Origin of the sequence: Bradyrhizobium yuanmingense (genome assembly GCF_025200905.1) — a bacterium.
Taxonomy (GTDB): Bacteria; Pseudomonadota; Alphaproteobacteria; order Rhizobiales; family Xanthobacteraceae; genus Bradyrhizobium; species Bradyrhizobium yuanmingense.
Window position 1 is genome coordinate 1,846,528 of record NZ_CP104173.1, and the last position, 16,795, is coordinate 1,863,322.

At 64.4% G+C, this 16,795-nt stretch carries 19 protein-coding genes; 9 read left to right on the forward strand and 10 right to left on the reverse strand.

Annotated elements, in window-relative coordinates:
* Positions 1-6 precede the first annotated feature (6 nt).
* Positions 7-6,300, reverse strand: coding sequence for a HAMP domain-containing protein (locus N2605_RS08665; protein WP_225139698.1), 6,294 nt, complete (start codon positions 6,298-6,300; stop codon positions 7-9).
* 283 nt (positions 6,301-6,583) lie between these two features.
* Here N2605_RS08665 and N2605_RS08670 point away from each other — a divergent pair, with 283 nt between their 5' ends.
* Positions 6,584-6,877 (forward strand): hypothetical protein, encoded by a 294-nt coding sequence (locus N2605_RS08670; protein WP_036030987.1) that lies wholly within the window; start codon positions 6,584-6,586, stop codon positions 6,875-6,877.
* Between the two features lie 2 nt (positions 6,878-6,879).
* On the opposite strand, the gene N2605_RS08675 is transcribed toward N2605_RS08670, so the two are convergent.
* Complete coding sequence (locus N2605_RS08675; RefSeq protein WP_109144640.1) at positions 6,880-7,392, reverse strand: DUF4142 domain-containing protein; 513 nt, start codon at positions 7,390-7,392, stop codon at positions 6,880-6,882.
* 95 nt (positions 7,393-7,487) lie between these two features.
* On the opposite strand from N2605_RS08675, the gene N2605_RS08680 reads away from it, so the two are divergent.
* The 3 genes from N2605_RS08680 (at position 7,488) to N2605_RS08690 (ending at position 8,198) form a co-directional block, all read left to right on the forward strand.
* Positions 7,488-7,682: a hypothetical protein gene (locus N2605_RS08680; RefSeq protein ID WP_074447527.1), complete on the forward strand. Its 195-nt coding sequence runs from the start codon at positions 7,488-7,490 to the stop codon at positions 7,680-7,682.
* A 112-nt stretch (positions 7,683-7,794) separates the two neighbouring features.
* A complete protein-coding gene (locus N2605_RS08685) occupies positions 7,795-7,923 on the forward strand; it encodes a hypothetical protein (RefSeq protein WP_260346296.1) in 129 nt (42 codons plus the stop codon).
* A gap of 71 nt (positions 7,924-7,994) precedes the next feature.
* A complete protein-coding gene (locus N2605_RS08690) occupies positions 7,995-8,198 on the forward strand; it encodes a hypothetical protein (RefSeq protein ID WP_036003938.1) in 204 nt (67 codons plus the stop codon).
* A 145-nt stretch (positions 8,199-8,343) separates the two neighbouring features.
* Here the strand turns inward: N2605_RS08690 and N2605_RS08695 are convergent, their stop codons facing one another.
* On the reverse strand, positions 8,344-8,589 hold the full coding sequence (locus tag N2605_RS08695; protein ID WP_036003940.1) for a hypothetical protein: 246 nt from the start codon (positions 8,587-8,589) through the stop codon (positions 8,344-8,346).
* A 168-nt stretch (positions 8,590-8,757) separates the two neighbouring features.
* Here N2605_RS08695 and N2605_RS08700 point away from each other — a divergent pair, with 168 nt between their 5' ends.
* Complete coding sequence (locus N2605_RS08700) at positions 8,758-8,925, forward strand: hypothetical protein (protein ID WP_260346297.1); 168 nt, start codon at positions 8,758-8,760, stop codon at positions 8,923-8,925.
* 97 nt (positions 8,926-9,022) lie between these two features.
* On the opposite strand, the gene N2605_RS08705 is transcribed toward N2605_RS08700, so the two are convergent.
* The 6 genes from N2605_RS08705 to N2605_RS08730 all read right to left on the reverse strand — a co-directional run bounded on the left by N2605_RS08705 (position 9,023) and on the right by N2605_RS08730 (position 13,266).
* Positions 9,023-9,511: a DUF3147 family protein gene (locus N2605_RS08705; RefSeq protein ID WP_109144638.1), complete on the reverse strand. Its 489-nt coding sequence runs from the start codon at positions 9,509-9,511 to the stop codon at positions 9,023-9,025.
* Positions 9,511-9,858 carry a DUF3147 family protein gene (locus N2605_RS08710; RefSeq protein ID WP_036030998.1) on the reverse strand — a complete coding sequence of 116 codons (348 nt, stop codon included), beginning with the start codon at positions 9,856-9,858 and terminating at the stop codon, positions 9,511-9,513. Before N2605_RS08710 ends, N2605_RS08705 begins: the two co-directional genes overlap by 1 nt.
* Positions 9,855-10,442, reverse strand: coding sequence for a phosphatase PAP2 family protein (locus tag N2605_RS08715; RefSeq protein WP_109144637.1), 588 nt, complete (start codon positions 10,440-10,442; stop codon positions 9,855-9,857). The genes N2605_RS08710 and N2605_RS08715 overlap by 4 nt, the downstream gene beginning before the upstream one ends.
* Positions 10,443-10,601: 159 nt before the next feature.
* The gene (locus tag N2605_RS08720) at positions 10,602-11,156 is read right to left on the reverse strand and encodes a DUF4142 domain-containing protein (RefSeq protein ID WP_036003951.1); all 555 of its coding nucleotides are present in this window, start codon (positions 11,154-11,156) and stop codon (positions 10,602-10,604) included.
* An 86-nt stretch (positions 11,157-11,242) separates the two neighbouring features.
* A complete protein-coding gene (locus N2605_RS08725; protein ID WP_036003954.1) occupies positions 11,243-11,470 on the reverse strand; it encodes a hypothetical protein in 228 nt (75 codons plus the stop codon).
* An 8-nt stretch (positions 11,471-11,478) separates the two neighbouring features.
* The gene (locus N2605_RS08730) at positions 11,479-13,266 is read right to left on the reverse strand and encodes a thiamine pyrophosphate-requiring protein (protein WP_260346298.1); all 1,788 of its coding nucleotides are present in this window, start codon (positions 13,264-13,266) and stop codon (positions 11,479-11,481) included.
* Between the two features lie 145 nt (positions 13,267-13,411).
* Between N2605_RS08730 and N2605_RS08735 the strand changes: the two genes are divergently transcribed.
* Entirely contained in the window at positions 13,412-13,786 is a 375-nt protein-coding gene (locus N2605_RS08735) for a PRC-barrel domain-containing protein (protein WP_036003959.1), read from the forward strand.
* 24 nt (positions 13,787-13,810) lie between these two features.
* Here N2605_RS08735 and N2605_RS08740 read toward each other — a convergent pair whose 3' ends face one another.
* The gene (locus N2605_RS08740) at positions 13,811-14,275 is read right to left on the reverse strand and encodes a winged helix-turn-helix transcriptional regulator (protein WP_036031008.1); all 465 of its coding nucleotides are present in this window, start codon (positions 14,273-14,275) and stop codon (positions 13,811-13,813) included.
* 173 nt (positions 14,276-14,448) lie between these two features.
* Here N2605_RS08740 and N2605_RS08745 point away from each other — a divergent pair, with 173 nt between their 5' ends.
* From N2605_RS08745 to N2605_RS08755, 3 genes are all read left to right on the forward strand, one after another.
* On the forward strand, positions 14,449-15,186 hold the full coding sequence (locus N2605_RS08745) for an SDR family oxidoreductase (protein WP_036031046.1): 738 nt from the start codon (positions 14,449-14,451) through the stop codon (positions 15,184-15,186).
* A 61-nt stretch (positions 15,187-15,247) separates the two neighbouring features.
* Positions 15,248-16,249, forward strand: a complete 1,002-nt coding sequence (locus tag N2605_RS08750; protein ID WP_260346299.1) for an NAD(P)H-dependent flavin oxidoreductase — start codon at positions 15,248-15,250, stop codon at positions 16,247-16,249.
* Between the two features lie 109 nt (positions 16,250-16,358).
* Entirely contained in the window at positions 16,359-16,775 is a 417-nt protein-coding gene (locus N2605_RS08755) for a hypothetical protein (RefSeq protein WP_225127571.1), read from the forward strand.
* The last annotated feature ends 20 nt before the right edge of the window (positions 16,776-16,795 follow it).

The following is a 16,795-nucleotide window of genomic DNA, read 5'->3' on the forward strand; positions in this document are numbered from 1 at the left end:
TCCAACTCAGCGATGCAGCCACATGCGGATCGCAAGCAGCAATTGGTCGGTGTTGACCGGTTTGGCGAGGTAGTCGGACGCGCCGGCTTCGAGGCATTTCTCCCGGTCGCCCTTCATCGCCTTGGCGGTCAACGCGATGATCGGCAGACGGGCGAAGGCCGGGTTCTCGCGGATCACGCCGATGGTCTGGTAGCCATCCATCTGCGGCATCATGATGTCCATCAGCACGATCGCGATCTCCGGATTGGATTCGACCAAGGTCACCGCCTCGCTGCCGGTCGTGGCCGTCAGCACCTTCATGCCGCGTCGTTCCAGCACGCTCGAGAGCGCGAAGATATTGCGGGCATCGTCGTCGACGAGCAGGGCGGTCTTGCCGATCAGGTCCTCGTCGGAACTGTTCAGCTTCTCCAGCATGCGCTGCTTCTCGATCGGCAGCTCCGTGATCACGCGGTGCAGGAACAACGCGGTCTCGTCGAGCAGGCGCTCGGGCGATTCCACGCCCTTGACCACGATGCTGCGTGCCATGGTGTGAAGCTCGGCATCCTCCTCGGCGGAAAGCTCGCGGCCGGTGAACACCACGACGGGGATGTTCGACAGCGCCTCGTCGTTGCGGATCTGATCGAGCACCTCGAAGCCGCTCATGTCGGGCAGCCTGAGGTCGAGCACCACGCAATCGCAGGGTTGCTCGCGCAACGTCGTGAGCGCACCGGCCCCGGTATCCGTGGCCAGGATCTCGATGTCGTCGTGGTGCAGCAGCTCGCGGATCGAGAGCCGCTCGGCCTCGTTGTCCTCGACGATCAAGAGTCGCTTGCGCCGCGGCCGCGCATATTCCTTGATCTGCGTCAGCGCGGCCGAGACGCCCTCGGTCGTCGTCGGCTTGTTGACGAAGGAGAAGGCGCCGCGCGCCAGCGCATGCTGGCGGTCCTCGTCGAGCGTGATGATCTGGACCGGGATGTGGCGGGTGAGCGGATTGTGCTTGAGCTGGCTCAGCACGGTCCAGCCCAGCATGTCGGGCAGGAACACGTCGAGCGAGACGGCCGTCGGCTGGTATTGCTTGGCGAGCTCGAGGGCCTCGGCGCCGCGCGCGGCGACCAGGACCTTGAAGCCCTTGTCGCGGGCCAGATCGACCAGCACGCGGGCATAATGCGGGTCGTCCTCGACGATCAGGAGAATGGTGTCGCCGGGCTCGAGGTTGAGGCGGTCGTCGGGCAGCTGCTCGATAACGCGCTGCTGGTCAGGCGCGGCAGGCTGCAGCGCCGGCGGCTGGCCGTATTGCTGTGACGCCGGCGCCCGCGGCGCGAGGGTCGGGCCGGAATATTTCAAGGGCAGATAGAGCGTGAAGGTCGAGCCCTTGCCCGGCGCGCTGCGCAGGTGGATCTCGCCGCCGAGCAGGCTGGCAAGCTCGCGGCTGATCGCAAGGCCGAGACCGGTGCCGCCATATTTGCGGCTGGTGCCGGCATCGGCCTGCTGGAACGCCTCGAAGATCAGCTTCTGCTTCTCCAGGGGAATGCCGATGCCGGTGTCGGACACTTCGAAGGCGATCACGGCCGGCGCCGAGTTCAGCACCGGATGATCCGACCCCCAGCCGCCGATTGCGCCGGCGACTTTCAGGCGCACTTCGCCGTCGGCGGTGAACTTGAAGGCGTTGGAGAGCAGATTCTTCAGAACCTGTTGCAGCCGCTTGGAGTCGGTCACGATGCTGCGCGGCAGGTTCGGATCGACGTCGATCTTGAACGACAGGTTGCGGTTGTCCGCCTCGTGCCGGAACGGCCGGCCGACGGTCTCGAGCAGGTTCGCGGTCAGGATTTCCTCGGCGTCGACCGTCACGGTGCCGGACTCGATCTTGGAGAGATCGAGAATGTCGCTGATGAGGTTGAGCAGGTCGGTGCCGGCACCATGGATGGTGCGGGCGAACTCGACCTGCTTGGCCGAGAGGTTGCCATCGGGATTGTCGCTGAGCTGCTGTCCGAGGATCAGGATCGAGTTCAGCGGCGTACGCAGCTCGTGGCTCATATTGGCGAGGAATTCGGACTTGTACTTCGACGTCAGCGCGAGCTCGGTCGCCTTCTCCTCGAGCGCGCGGCGGGCCTGCTCGATTTCCTGGTTCTTGCGTTCGACCTCGACGTTGCGCTCGGCGAGCTGCTGCGCCTTCTGCTCGAGCTGGTCGTTGGTCTGCTGCAATTCGCGCTGCTGGGTCTGTAGCTCGCCGGCGAGCTGCTGCGACTGCTTGAGCAGGCCTTCGGTCTGCATCGTGGCTTCGATCGAATTGAGCACGATGCCGATGGAGTCGGTGAGCTGCTCCAGGAACGTCATCTGCGAGGTCGTGAAGGAGACCAGCGAGGCGAGCTCGATCACGGCCTTGACCTGGCCTTCGAACAGGACCGGGAGCACGACGAGGTTCTTCGGGGCGACGCGGAACAGCGCCGAGTTGATCGGCACCACGTCCGAGGGAATGTCGGAGACGACGCGCGGCCGCTTGTCGAAGGCGCATTGGCCGATCAGGCCTTCGCCGAACTGCAGCACCGGCTGATAGGGGTAGACGCCGTCGCTGGCGTAGGAGGCGAGCAGCAGGAGCTGGGGATCGTTCTCGTTCTCGACCTGGTAGATCACGCCCGTATGGGCGTTCACCAGCGGCGACAATTCGGTGAGCAGCAATCGGCCGACCGTGGTGAGATCGCGCTGTCCCTGGAGCATGTTGGTGAACTTGGCGAGGTTGGTCTTGAGCCAGTCCTGCTCGGTATTCACGTCCGTCGTGAGACGGAGGTTGGTGATCATCGTGTTGATGTTGTCCTTCAGCTCCGCCACTTCGCCGCGGGCGTCGACCTGGATTGACCGCGTCAGGTCGCCCTTGGTCACCGCAGTTGCGACTTCCGCGATCGCGCGCACCTGCGAGGTCAGGTTGGCCGCGAGCAGGTTGACGTTGCCGGTGAGATCCTTCCAGGTGCCGGCAGCGCCGGGCACGTTGGCCTGGCCGCCGAGCCGGCCTTCGACGCCGACCTCGCGCGCCACCGACGTCACCTGATCGGCGAAGGTCGCGAGCGTCTCGGTCATGTTGTTGATGGTGTCGGCGAGCGCTGCGACCTCGCCCTTCGATTTCACCGTGAGGTTCTGCTTCAGATCGCCATTGGCGACCGCGGTCACCACCTTGACGATGCCGCGCACCTGCTCGGTCAGGTTCGCCGCCATGAAGTTGACGGTGTCGGTGAGATCCTTCCAGGTGCCGGCGACGCCGGGCACCTGGGCCTGGCCGCCCAGCTTTCCTTCCGTGCCCACCTCGCGTGCGACGCGCGTCACTTCGCCGGCGAAGGCGTTGAGCTGGTCCACCATGGTGTTGATGGTGTTCTTCAGCTCCAGGATTTCGCCCTTCACGTCGACGGTGATCTTGCGCGAGAGGTCGCCGCGCGCGACCGCCGTGGTGACTTCGGCGATGTTGCGGACCTGGGTGGTGAGGTTCGCAGCCAAGAGGTTGACGTTGTCGGTGAGATCCTTCCAGGTGCCGCCGACGCCGGGTACGACGGCCTGACCGCCGAGCCGGCCCTCGGTGCCGACCTCGCGCGCCACGCGCGTGACTTCGGCGGCGAAGGAGCGGAGCTGCTCGACCATGGTGTTCAGCGTGTCCTTCAGGAGAAGGATCTCGCCGCGTACGTCCACCGTGATCTTCTTCGACAGGTCGCCGCCGGCGATGGCGGTTGCGACCTCGGCGATGTTGCGGACCTGCGCCGTCAGGTTGGAGGCCATGAAGTTGACGTTGTCGGTGAGGTCCTTCCAGGTGCCGGCGACGCCAGGCACCTCGGCCTGGCCGCCGAGCTTGCCTTCGGTGCCGACCTCGCGCGCCACGCGCGTGACTTCGCCGGCAAAGCCGTTGAGCTGGTCCACCATGGTGTTGATGGTGTTCTTCAGCTCGAGGATTTCGCCCTTCACGTCGACGGTGATCTTGCGCGAGAGGTCGCCGCGCGCCACCGCGGTCGTCACCTCGGCGATGTTGCGGACCTGGGCGGTGAGGTTACCCGCCATCGAGTTGACGCTGTCGGTGAGATCCTTCCAGGTGCCGGCGACGCCGGGCACGTTGGCCTGACCGCCGAGGCGGCCTTCGGTGCCGACCTCGCGCGCCACGCGCGTCACCTCGCCCGCGAAGCGGTTGAGCTGGTCGACCATGGTGTTCAGCGTGTCCTTGAGCTGAAGGATCTCGCCGCGCACGTCCACGGTGATCTTGCGCGACAGGTCGCCGCCGGCGATGGCGGTGGCAACTTCCGCGATGTTGCGGACCTGCGCGGTGAGGTTGCCCGCCATCGAGTTCACGGAGTCGGTCAAGTCCTTCCAGGTGCCGGCGACGCCGGGCACGTCGGCCTGGCCGCCGAGCTTGCCGTCGGTGCCGACCTCGCGCGCCACGCGCGTGACTTCGCCGGCGAAGGCGTTGAGCTGGTCGACCATGGTGTTGAGCGTTTCCTTCAGCTGAAGGATTTCGCCCGAGACGTTCACCGTGATCTTCTTGGACAAGTCGCCCTTCGCCACCGCGGTTGCGACCTCGGCGATGTTGCGGACCTGGCCGGTGAGGTTCGAGGCCATCGAGTTGACGCTGTCGGTGAGGTCCTTCCACGTGCCGCCGACGCCGCGCACCACCGCCTGACCGCCGAGCTTGCCTTCGGTGCCGACCTCGCGCGCCACGCGCGTGACTTCGCCGGCGAAGGCGTTGAGCTGGTCCACCATCGTGTTGATGGTGTCCTTCAGCTCGAGGATCTCCCCGCGCACGTCCACGGTGATCTTCTTCGAGAGATCGCCGCCGGCGACCGCGGTGGTCACCTCGGCGATGTTGCGGACCTGCGCGGTCAGGTTCGAGGCCATCGAGTTGACGCTCTCGGTGAGGTCCTTCCAGGTGCCGGCGACGCCGAGCACGTTGGCCTGGCCGCCGAGCCGGCCCTCGGTGCCGACCTCGCGGGCGACGCGCGTGACTTCGCCGGCGAAGGCGTTGAGCTGGTCGACCATGGTGTTGAGCGTTTCCTTCAGCTGAAGGATCTCGCCCGAGACGTTCACCGTGATCTTCTTCGACAAGTCGCCGCTCGCGATGGCGGTCGCGACGTCGGCGATGTTGCGGACCTGCGCGGTCAGGTTGGAGGCCATGAAGTTGACGTTGTCGGTGAGGTCCTTCCAGGTGCCGGCGACGCCCGGCACCTGGGCCTGGCCGCCGAGCTTGCCCTCGGTGCCCACCTCGCGCGCGACGCGCGTGACTTCCGAGGCGAACGAGTTGAGCTGGTCCACCATGGTGTTGATGGTGTCCTTCAGCTCCAGGATCTCGCCGCGCACGTCCACGGTGATCTTGCGCGAGAGGTCGCCGCGCGCCACGGCGGTGGTGACGTTGGCGATGTTGCGGACCTGTGCGGTCAGGTTACCGCACATCGCATTGACGGAGTCGGTCAGGTCCTTCCAGGTGCCGGCGACGCCGGGCACGATGGCCTGGCCACCGAGCTTGCCGTCGGTGCCGACCTCGCGCGCCACGCGCGTCACTTCGGAGGCGAAGGAGCGCAGCTGGTCCACCATCGTATTGATGGCTTCCTTGAGCTGTAGGATCTCGCCGCGGACGTCGACCGTGATCTTCTTGGAGAGGTCGCCGTTGGCGACCGCGATCGTCACCTCGGCGATGTTGCGAACCTGGTTGGTCAGGTTGTTCGCCATCGAGTTGACGCTCTCGGTGAGGTCCTTCCAGACGCCGGTCACCTCCGGCACCTGGGCCTGGCCGCCGAGCTTGCCTTCGGTGCCGACCTCGCGCGCCACGCGCGTCACCTCCGAGGTGAACACGCCGAGCTGCTTGATCATGGTGTTGACGATCGTCGCCGACTGCAAGAACTCGCCGCGGAGCGGACGGCCGTCGACGTCGAGCTTGACGGTCTGCAGCAGGTCGCCCTGGGCGACAGCGGCAACCGCGCGTGTCACCTCGCGCGTCGGCCACAACAAGTCGTCGATCAGCGTGTTGACCGAACCTTCCATGTCGGCCCAGGAGCCCGACGCAAGGCCGAATTTCACGCGCTGGCGGGTCTTGCCTTCGCGTCCCACCACCTGGCCCACCAGCTCGAGCTGCTGCGCCATGCGCTGGTTGGCGGCGATAATTTCGTTAAAAGTGTCGGCGATCTTGCCGTCGATACCGAGATAGTCGCCGCTCATGCGCACCGAAAAGTCACCGCTGCGCATCGCTTGGAGGGCGAGCAGCAGTTCCGCTCGGGAATCTGACTCGGACGTACCGTTGATTTTTGGCTTTGGGACGCGACGACCGGAGCGTGATGCAGTTCCGGAATCGAGGTCGCTCATACTGTTTCCCCCGCAGGCGTCGGCCGAATCTGAGGCAAGACGCGTTCGACGAAATAAGAGCGTCAGCCAAATTCGAAATCAAGCGCCAACGTACGGCGCAAGGAAATGGAACCCGCTTTGCTCAGCCCGACCGAGTTAACAGCGGACCGACCGGTTTGTTCCATACCCCTCGAAAGGAAAAAGGCCGCAGGGGCGGGTCGTCAACGCGTCCGACGTCCGCAGCCCTGCTTCGGAACGGAGCGCCGAGCCTGACGGTTAGCCAGCGCAGACAGGGAGAACGGACATGAAGGCAGCAATTTTCGCCATCGCCATCACGGCGCTTGCCGCGGGGTCGGCTCTGGCGCAGGGCGGTGCGCCAAGCGGGCGCGGCTCCGTGACGGGCGACCCCGCCGCAAGCTCCGCCAACCCGCAGGCGGACACGCCGACCACCGGAGCGGCCACCCGCTCGAATCCAAGCGGAAGCGGCACGTCATCGTCCGGCGGCAAGGACGACAACGGCGATGCGGGTCGCGACAAGATGCCGGAGAGCGACCGCACCGTGCGGCCGCAGAGCCAGCAACATCCGAACGCCAAGTAGAGTTATTTATCCGCCATGGTGCGCTCGGCGTCCCTGACCTGCGCGCGCAGCAGCGGAAGCTGTTCGCGCGCGAACGCTGCGAGCGCCGCATTGTCGGGCGCCGTCAGATAGCGCTCGAGCAGGCCGATGATCGATTCATACTCGGGAATCTGCGCGGCATAGAAACTTCTGACGTAGGCCGGACCATCCGACATTTCGGGCTCGACGAGGCTCGCGCTCGAGGATGTCGCCCTGCCAACATGCAATTCCGCGCCGATGGCCTCCTGGACCTCTTTCAGTCGCTTGTCGCGCTTAGCCGCTTCCTCGGCGCGCAGGGCGGCGAGGTTCTTGACCTCGGCGTTGCCCTTGAGGTCGGTGTTCTCGAGCAGCCCCTGTTGAAACCGGCTGAAATTGTAGGCACCGCTGATCACCTCGATCGCGGAGGGCGCCCGTGCGCCGGGCTTTCGTTCGCCAAGGCTGTCGGCAAGCGCCGAGGTGCTGATCAATGCCAGAATGATTGCGGCGACAACTCGCATCGATCTTCAATGACGAACCGCGTGCGAAAGTTCCCCGACCATTACGATCCGGTAAGCGGGTTGCGGCGCAAGAGTTCCGTCCCCACGTCCTCTATATGAAACAGTCTGACGTCTTCAGAGACAACGCTGACAATTGTCTTCAGCTTGCCGAGCGCGCTGACGGACAGCCCGCCCATAAGCGCTATTCGCGCATGGCCGACGCCTGGACGGCACTCGCCAACGAGCAGGATTGGCTCGACGGCGAAATTTCGCCCGTTCCCGTCCATGCAGCTCCAAAGCGGAACGGGTGAGCTCGTCTTCAAGAATCTGCATGTGAGACCGCTCACGGAAGGCGCACAACTGATTTGGGATCATCCGGGAACGTCGATCGCGGAGATTCCAATTGCAGAAGGAGGTTTGGCGATGGCTCCGCGTCTGGCTCTTCTCTCCCTCATTCTCGCCTTTGGCGTCTCCGTCGCGTTCGCGACGGTGACCACGGTGCGACAGGTGCATCTCGAGAGCGCATCTCCCGTCCACGCCGTGCGCAGCTGATTGCCGCAGCGGAACATTTGACGCCGCTATGCGTAAGCGCTCCGACACATCAGCAGAAGCGAGAGCGCATCATGGCCCATTCCGACCAAGGCATCGTCAAGGACAAGCGTGGGGAGGTGCAGCCCCGCGACAAGGAACGTGCGCAATCCGTGCACAAGGCGGATCCGAAAGGCTCCCCCTCGCGTGAAGCGACGCGCGATCCCAAGCTGAACGACAACATCAAGACGCCGGGTTCCGGCGCCATGCCGGACGGCTCGAGCGACGCCACCGGCTAGCTCTCACCAGGAACGAATTTCCGCGGGAAGAGTCGACGGATTGCTTCCGGCTGTCATGCCCCCGGTGCGCCGGAAGCAATCTCCAAGGACGGCCCTGGCACCCACCGTGCCGGGGTCGTTTGCTTTTGGAGGGGCTTTCCGTGCGTCATTCGGCGCCGCTCTCCGGATCCCCCTGAGTATGTCCTTCAGGCCCGCGGCCGAATACGCCGAAGCTGCTTGACTTCACGCCGGCAGCGGCATCGACGCCCACAGCGGCCAGTCCGAACTTCAGGAGTTCGCGGACTGCTGCCGCCCGCGTCGGCATGCGGTGCTTGAACCGGAAATCGTCAATGGCGGCCAACTCTTCCGGCGAGAGCATGACCTGAAGGCGCTCGGCGCGAAGGTCGTTCATGGCGATCACGCAAATTGAGTAGGTTGAGTAGCTTACTCAACGAACCAACTTGATGAGAGTTCCGCGAAAGCCGACGAAGTCTGCAAGTGAATAGGAAATCCAATAAAATCAATAATTTATTGAAACGCATGCCGCCGTAAGGCATTGTTCCCGTAAGGGAGAGAGACCATGACCGACGAAGTCAGGTTACCTCGCAGGCTCTCCGCAGAACCCGCAGCGCCCGAGCCGGTGCGGCCAAGCCAGCAGAAGATCATTGATGAGGTCGAGCGCTGGGCCAACAGCCCGGGCCTTCAGCCGCCGCAATCGCAGCCTTCGACGGGAGCGAAAGCGAGCTAGGGCATGATCCGGAAAAGTGTGAAGCGGTTTTCTGCAAAGATCATGCGTAAACAACAATCTAAAGCGCGATGACGATTCATCCAAATCTCATCGCGCTTTAAGGCTTTGCGAAGCGAGAGCCCGTTGCCGACGGCGAATGGCCTGATCGGCGCGATTTGTGGGAGACATTGCGAAGCTTGCGCCTGAGCCACCAGGCCGACACGGACACGATGGCCCAGACCGTCATCGCGGCGAAAAAAGCGAGCGCGACGCTTGACCCGACGATCAAATGGAAGATAGCGGCGAACGCGGCGAGGCCGATGCTACCGAGCGCGGCGCCGGCAGCATCGAGCGCCGCGGCCTTCTGTCCGCGACGCCGCCCGCTCAGGCCGGCCTTCTCCTTGGCGTGACGCTCGTGGCTTTCGATCAGCGTCGCGCTGGCGCAGAAGATGGCCGGAAGAGCAAGAAAGAGCCCGCCGACGGACGGGCCGGACTTCGAGCCGATAACGCCCGCGAGCACCGTCGCACCGCCGCCGAGCACGAAGCGAATGGCGTACTCGTACCACCGCGTCTGTTTCAGCGCCGATGTCGATAGCTTCACCAGCATCAGGCGGCACCTCCCAGGCCGGCGAGCAGGCCGAAGGCGACAACGAGCCATGCGGCAAAGGCGAGGATCGTGGCTGGAAGCGCGCCGAAACGGAACCTCATCAGGAGGTGGCAGACGACGACGCTGTAGCAGGCGAGCGCGACGGCGCCATAGATCATCGTCCAGCTCTGGGCCGCAGCATATTGCGGGCCGTGCTGGACCACTGCGATGGCGAGGGTGGCAAGCGCCACCGACGGTGCGGCGCCGAGCAGCCCGGCAAAGCTCTTCGGCCGCAGCATGTCACCGAGGATCGCGAAGACGGATACGATCAGGCCGCCGGCGACGAAGCGCACGAGATATTCAGTCATGGCTGTCCCCCCGAGCCCTTGCGCTGCCGCTGCCGTGACTTCGCCATCGTGAACGGCCGGAACAGGCGCTCGACAACGATGCCCAGCATGAAACCTGCCACGACATCGCTGACCCAGTGCGCGAGCAGCGCGACACGCGTCAGGGACAGCGCTACCGCAAAGGAGCGCGCCAGGTTGCGCGGGGCCGGCGGCAACAGGCCCGCGGCCGAGGCAAGGGCGCCCATATGCACGGCGTGACCTGAGGGAAATGCATCATGCGCGCGCCCCGAAAAGGGAACACCGCGCCCATGGCCGCTCACCGTCAGCCGGTCGGGCCTCGTCTGATCGAACACGGATTTCAAGACATGCGGTAACACGGCCGTCGCAAGCGACACGATCAGGACGTGATCGGCAACGGGGCGCTGCTGCGGGTGCCGGAGGCGGGTGTAGAGCCATCCTGCTGCCGCGAGCGCAACCAGGACATGCTCGTCGGCGGCCCACGTCATGGCCTGGGCGGCATGCTCGAGCCCCGATTTGGTATTGTGCGCGATCTCGTTGGCGATCGCCGTATCGATCCGGGTGGGTTTGACTGTTACAAGGGCCATCGGTCCGTCGGCGACTGTTCCTCCATGACAGTTTTGTAAAGCCTGGAAACAAAGAAGGTTCCTGGCTCAACCGGCAGGCACCGCCCAGCGGCAGCGCGATGACGTTCTCATCGCGCGTCAGGAAGGACGCCGGAGGGCCGGCGTCCTTTCAGCAATGCGTTACTTGCTGGATTGGCCGACGCTTGGTGCCCTGCCGAGGTTCTTGGCCATCTCGAGGTGGTGCTTCAACGCCGGGAGCGTCTTGCCGGCCCAATCCTTGAGCTCGGCATTGTCGCCGCCCTTGGCGTAGCGCTCGAACAGCGACACGGCATCTTCATGCGCGCTGACCTGATAGGAATTGTAGTCCGAGCTGAAATCCTTGCCGCTCGCATTCTTGAGCTTGTCGATCTTGCTCTGATGCGAGCTGTCGAGCGCCGTCGGCAGCTTGGCCTGCACCTTGCCATTGCCGACCAGTCCCTTGAGCTCGTTGCTCGTCTTGGTGTGATCGGTGATCATCTGCTGCGCGAAGGCTTTCTCTTCCGCGTTGCCCTTCTGCTGGGCGAGCTTGCTCGATTCGATCTCAAACATGTCGCTGATCGCGACCTGCGTCACGAAGTCCGCGGTCGCAGGCGCAACGCCGAGCGCCGAATTCACGCCGGTCTTTTCGCCCAGCGACTGGGCGAGGGCAGGGCCTGCGAGAATCATGCAGGCAAGAGCGATGATTGTGCGTTTCATGGTCAAATCCTTCCGAAAAGGTCGCGTGGCCGCTTGCCGGCGACGTGCGGCGACCAACACGCCGCCGGGGCCGAGGTTCCTAACGGCTAATCCGCGCGATTCCGTCCGGTGCGCGGATTGATGGGATCTGTCGGCTTGCGTCGAAGCCGTTCGGGCAGGAACGGTTCGGCCGCCGTGGCGGTCGCGTCGGCCCGTACGTCCGCGTGGTGCTGCGCCTGCTCGTGGGAGGTGGGGTTGTCACTGATCCGGCGCTTGACGTCGAGACCGTCGACCGGATCGTTGACGCCGTGCCGGATGTCGCGGAAATCACTCATGGCTCGCCTCATTGCTTTCCTGGCAGGATCGATTCCAGCACCTGCCGCGCTGCTCCCTTGATCATCCCGCTCTCGTTCGGGTCGCCCTTCATCAGGGCGAGCGAGAAGTTCTTCGCCTGCTGCAAGGTGATGTGCGGCGGCAGCGGCGGCACCTCGGGATCGGTTTTCACTTCCAGCACGACGGGCATCTCGCTTGTTAGCGCCTGTTCCCAGGCCGAGCCGAGCAGCTGTGGGCTGTCGACGAAGATGCCGCGCAGGCCGATCAATTCGGCGAAGCGCGAATAGGAGACGTCGGGAATGCGCTGTGACGCCTCGAACTTGGGATCACCGTTGATGATGCGTTGCTCCCAGGTGACTTGGTTGAGGTCCTCGTTGTTGAAGACGCAGACGATGAAGCGCGGGTCGTTCCAGTCGCGCCAGTACTTCGCCGCGGTGATCAGCTCGGCCATGTTGTTCATCTGCATGGCGCCGTCCCCGACGAGTGCAATCACGGGGCGGTCCGGATGGGCGTATTTGGCCGCGAGCGCGTAAGGCACAGCAGCACCCATCGAGGCGAGCCCGCCGGAAAGCGAGGCCGTCATGCCGCGCCGCATCTTCAGGTCGCGGGCGAACCAGTTGGCGCAGGAGCCGGAATCGCTGGTGATGATGGCGCGGTCGGGCAGGCGCGGCGACAATTCCCAGGCGACGAGCTGCGGATTGACTGGCGCGGCGGGCTGATGCGCGCGGCCATCCAAAGTCTTCCACCAGGTCGCAACGTCGTCCTGAATGCCCTGGCGCCAGGCGCCGTCGCTCTTGGGCTTCAGCCGCGGCAGCAATGCGCGCAGCGTCTCGGCGGCATCTCCGATGAGGCCGACTTCCATGGGAAAGCGGATCGACATCATGCCGGCGTCGATGTCGATCTGGACGCCGCGCGCGCTGCCTTCCTTCGGCAGGAATTCGGCGTAAGGAAAGGCCGAGCCCACCATCAGCAGCGTGTCGCATTCCATCATCATGTTGTAGCTGGGCTCGGTGCCGAGCAGGCCGATCGAGCCGGTGACCCATGGCAGGTCGTCGGGCAGCGCCGCCTTGCCCAGCAGCGCCTTGGCGCAGCCGGCCGACAATCGGTCGGCGACCGCGATGACTTCGTCGGTTGCACCGAGCGCTCCGGCGCCGACGAGCATTGCGACCTTCTTGCCGGCATTGAGGATCTCCGCGGCGCGGTCGAGATCGGCATCACGAGGGACGACTTTAGGTGGGCTGTACCCGACGCCGGAATGCAGCGTGCCGTGCGCACGGGGCGGGTCCTCGTAATTCTCCTCCTGCAAGTCGTTGGGCAAGATGATGACGGTGGGAGTCCGCCGCGCCAGTGCGATCCGCACCGACCGATCAATCAGGTGCCGCACCTGCGCAGGCGAGGAGGCCTGCATGACATAGGCGCCGGCGACGTCCTTGAACATCGAGAGGAGGTCGAGTTCCTGCTGATATTGACCGCCGAGGGCGTTGCGCGACTGCTGGCCGACGATCGCCAGCACCGGCTGGTGATCGAGCAGCGCATCGTACAGCCCGGTGAGGAGATGCGAGGCGCCGGGACCGGAGGTCGCAATGCAGACGCCGAGCTGACCTGAGAATTTTGCGTAAGCGGTGGCCATGAATGCCGCCAGCTCCTCGTGGCGCGCCTGCACGAAGCCGATCTTGCCGCCCGCCCGGTTCATCGCACCGAACACGCCGTTGATGCCGTCGCCCGGATAGCCAAAGATGTGGCGCACGCCCCATTGGTGCAGGCGCTGAATGATGAAGTCGGAGACGGTCTGGGACATTGCGGGCGGCTTTCTCTGTTGCGGCCTCGATAGCCTCAGAGAACCGGTTCTTTGTGGCGATGTTCCCAAGCATTTCCGGAACACGCGCCGGAACGATCGCGCACCCCTTTCGGTTGATTCACAAATAGCCGAGTGGAGAATAACGATGCTCAATCAGAGCGAACTGGACCGTAACGAGATGGGCCGGCTGATCGGAAGCGACAAGGTCGAGGGAACCGCGGTCTACGGTGCCGATCGCAACAAGATCGGTTCAATCGAACGGGTCATGATCGACAAGATCAGCGGCAAGGTCTCATATGCGGTGCTTGGTTTCGGCGGCTTTCTCGGCCTCGGCAATGATCACTATCCGTTGCCCTGGCAATCTCTGAAGTACGACACCGAGCTCGGCGGTTACGTGACTGCGATCACCGCCAAGGATCTCGAAGGCGCGCCGAAATACGGTGAGAAGACCGACTGGAACTGGAGCGACGACGCCGCCGTGCGCGGCATCAACTCCTATTACGGTGTTCCCTTCGCTTGAGCTTTGAGAGGCGCGGCGCCTCACTCACTCCGCCGCTTCTCTCCGCCCCGGGCCCGCATGCACATGCACCTGCTTGGCATGCAGCACCTCGCCGCATTCCGAGCACACCATTACGGGATCGAACAGCTTGCCGCAGCTCTTGTGCTCGTGCAGCAGCGGGCGGCCGCGCTCGTCGCCCATATGGGCGTCGCCCCAATGCACCATCGCCATGATGATCGGGTAGAGGTCGAGCCCCTTCTGGGTGAGGATGTATTCGTAACGCTTCGGTGCTTCGGAATAGGGGACGCGGCGCAGGATGCCGAAGCGGACCAGCTTCTTCAGCCGCTCCGAGAGCAGATGGCGTGTGATCTGCAGCGAGGACTGAAACGCTTCGAACCGCCTGACCCGCAAGAAGCACTCGCGCAGGATCAGCAGCGTCCAGCGGTCGCCAATCGCGGCGACGGTGCGCGCGAGCGAGCAGGGCTCTTCCTCCAGCGTGTCCCATTTCATGATGCAGTTCCTGCAAGTCGTCAGTCTGAAAAAGGAACTAAGTTGATCGATCAGAGAGATTTTCACTAGAAGCTAACACTCAGCCACTCAGTTTGACAGTTCTATTTTTGAACTATAGCTTCCGGCACACAAACGCCGCGCGCCCGCAGTGCGGCCCATGGGAGGAGGCGGTCTTGTCCAAGCGAAACGCCACTGCGGCCGTCATTGGGGCCGGCGATTTCATCGGCGCCGAGATCGCCAAGAAGTTTGCCGCCGAAGGGTTCTCGATTTTCGCCGGCCGCCGCAATGGCGATAAGCTGGCGCCGCTGGTGCAAGAGATCGAAGCTGCCGGTGGTGACATCCACGCGCGCTCGCTCGACGCGCGGAAGGAAGATGAGGTCATCGCCTTCCTGAACGACGCCGACAAGCATGCACCGCTCGAAGTCTGCATCTTCAACGTCGGCGCCAACGTCAATTTCCCGATCCTCGACACCACCGAGCGCGTGTTTCGGAAAGTGTGGGAGATGGCCTGCTATTCCGGCTTCCTCGCCGGGCGCGAGGCAGCGCGGCTGATGCTGCCGCGCGGCGGCGGCAACATCTTCTTCACGGGTGCGACCGCGAGCTTGCGCGGCGGCAGCGGGTATGCCGCCTTCGCCAGCGCCAAGTTCGGCCTGCGCGCGGTGGCGCAGGCGATGGCGCGCGAGCTCGGGCCGAAGAACATCCACGTCGCCCATCTCATCATCGATTCCGGCGTCGATACCGAATGGGTGCGCCAGCGCCGGCTCGAGGCGCTCGGGCCGAATGCGCTCGATAATCCCGATCTCCTGATGCCGCCGTCATCGGTCGCGAGCGCCTATTGGCAGCTCTACCAGCAGCCGAAGAGCGCCTGGACCTTCGAGATGGAGATCCGCCCCTTCGGAGAGAAATGGTGACCGCCGCGAGAAAGTCCGGCTAGACTGAGCTCAACATCAAGCAAAACCGGGAGGATTTTCAGTGAAGACCGCGATCACCGAACTGTTCGGCATCGAGCACCCGATCATCCAGGGCGGCATGCATTTCGTCGGCTTCGCCGAGCTGGCCGCTGCCGTCTCCAATGCCGGCGGGCTCGGCATCATCACCGGTCTCACGCAGAAGACGCCCGAGCTGCTCGCCAAGGAGATCGCTCGCTGCCGCGACATGACGGACAAGCCGTTCGGCGTCAACCTCACCTTCCTGCCGGCCTTCTCGGCGCCGCCTTATCCGGAATATATCGCGGCCATCGTCGAGGGCGGCATCAAGGCGGTGGAGACCGCGGGCCGCAGCCCGGAAGCCTACATGCCGGCGCTGAAGGCCGCCGGCATCAAGGTCATCCACAAATGCACATCGGTGCGTCACTCGCTGAAGGCCGAGCGCATCGGCTGCGACGCCGTCAGCGTCGACGGCTTTGAGTGCGGCGGCCATCCCGGCGAGGACGACATTCCCAACATGATCCTGCTGCCGCGTGCGGCGGAAGAGCTGAAGATCCCGTTCGTCGCCTCCGGCGGCATGGCCGATGGTCGCAGCCTGGTCGCGGCGCTCTCGCTGGGCGCGGCGGGCATGAACATGGGCACGCGCTTCATCGCCACCAAGGAAGCGCCGGTGCACCAGAACGTCAAGAATGCTCTCGTCGCAGCCACCGAGCTCGATACCCGCCTGATCATGCGGGCGTTGCGCAATACCGAGCGCGTCCTGAAGAACGCCAATGTCGACCGCCTGCTCGAGATCGAGCGCGAGAAGGGCGCCAAGCTCACGATCGACGACATCCACGACCAGGTCGCGGGCGTCTATCCCAGGATCATGCTGGACGGCCAGATGGATGCCGGCGCCTGGAGCTGCGGCATGGTCGCAGGGCTCATCCACGACATTCCTTCCTGCAAGGAGCTCATCGATCGCATCATGGGCGAGGCTGAAACCATCATCCGCAGCCGCCTGCTCGGGTTCCTGGACGGGACGGACGCTGCGCGAAAGGTCGCCTGACACCGTCAAACTTCTTAACCACAGCGGCATCTGACCGCTGGAATTACGCGCGGCGCCTCCTAGATAGGGGTAAATTGCCCGTTTCATAAATCGATTTCAGGAGGCGTCCGTGGTCCTGAAAAGTGTTCCCTTCGCAATTGCCTTTGCCCTTGTGGTCGCAGGGGCCGGTGTTGCGCGCGCCGACGACTACAAGCCCGGCGAATATCTCGGCCTCGATCTCTCCAAGGCGGTGCTGTCGCCGAAACGTCTCGGGCCGGAGACGCACTTCGCGCCGGTCGCGCTCGAAGCGCGTGGCGCGAACGAAGCGCAGGCGCGTGCTGAGCCGGTCGATGTGCCGAAGAAGGTTGCCGCCGAACGTGTTCGTGTGGCCGAGCCGAAGAGCGCGCATGCCAGAAGCGCACCGTCGCGCGGGGCGGCCCGCGCCAAGCTAGCACGCCGCGGCAACCCGCTCGATGCGCAGGCGATGGACACCCGCATCCAGACCTGGCCATGCCGCTCTGGCGGCATCTGCAACTGGAAGCGGTGATCACAGCCGTCATCCCCGCG

Bases quoted from the DNA above. Each gene is read 5' to 3' on its own strand.
- N2605_RS08665 (WP_225139698.1), bottom strand. From the start codon at position 6,300: ATGAGCGACCTCGATTCCGGAACTGCATCACGCTCCGGTCGTCGCGTC.
- N2605_RS08670 (WP_036030987.1), top strand. From the start codon at position 6,584: ATGAAGGCAGCAATTTTCGCCATCGCCATCACGGCGCTTGCCGCGGGG.
- N2605_RS08675 (WP_109144640.1), bottom strand. From the start codon at position 7,392: ATGCGAGTTGTCGCCGCAATCATTCTGGCATTGATCAGCACCTCGGCG.
- N2605_RS08680 (WP_074447527.1), top strand. From the start codon at position 7,488: ATGAAACAGTCTGACGTCTTCAGAGACAACGCTGACAATTGTCTTCAG.
- N2605_RS08685 (WP_260346296.1), top strand. From the start codon at position 7,795: ATGGCTCCGCGTCTGGCTCTTCTCTCCCTCATTCTCGCCTTTGGCGTC.
- N2605_RS08690 (WP_036003938.1), top strand. From the start codon at position 7,995: ATGGCCCATTCCGACCAAGGCATCGTCAAGGACAAGCGTGGGGAGGTG.
- N2605_RS08695 (WP_036003940.1), bottom strand. From the start codon at position 8,589: ATGAACGACCTTCGCGCCGAGCGCCTTCAGGTCATGCTCTCGCCGGAA.
- N2605_RS08700 (WP_260346297.1), top strand. From the start codon at position 8,758: ATGACCGACGAAGTCAGGTTACCTCGCAGGCTCTCCGCAGAACCCGCA.
- N2605_RS08705 (WP_109144638.1), bottom strand. From the start codon at position 9,511: ATGCTGGTGAAGCTATCGACATCGGCGCTGAAACAGACGCGGTGGTAC.
- N2605_RS08710 (WP_036030998.1), bottom strand. From the start codon at position 9,858: ATGACTGAATATCTCGTGCGCTTCGTCGCCGGCGGCCTGATCGTATCC.
- N2605_RS08715 (WP_109144637.1), bottom strand. From the start codon at position 10,442: ATGGCCCTTGTAACAGTCAAACCCACCCGGATCGATACGGCGATCGCC.
- N2605_RS08720 (WP_036003951.1), bottom strand. From the start codon at position 11,156: ATGAAACGCACAATCATCGCTCTTGCCTGCATGATTCTCGCAGGCCCT.
- N2605_RS08725 (WP_036003954.1), bottom strand. From the start codon at position 11,470: ATGAGTGATTTCCGCGACATCCGGCACGGCGTCAACGATCCGGTCGAC.
- N2605_RS08730 (WP_260346298.1), bottom strand. From the start codon at position 13,266: ATGTCCCAGACCGTCTCCGACTTCATCATTCAGCGCCTGCACCAATGG.
- N2605_RS08735 (WP_036003959.1), top strand. From the start codon at position 13,412: ATGCTCAATCAGAGCGAACTGGACCGTAACGAGATGGGCCGGCTGATC.
- N2605_RS08740 (WP_036031008.1), bottom strand. From the start codon at position 14,275: ATGAAATGGGACACGCTGGAGGAAGAGCCCTGCTCGCTCGCGCGCACC.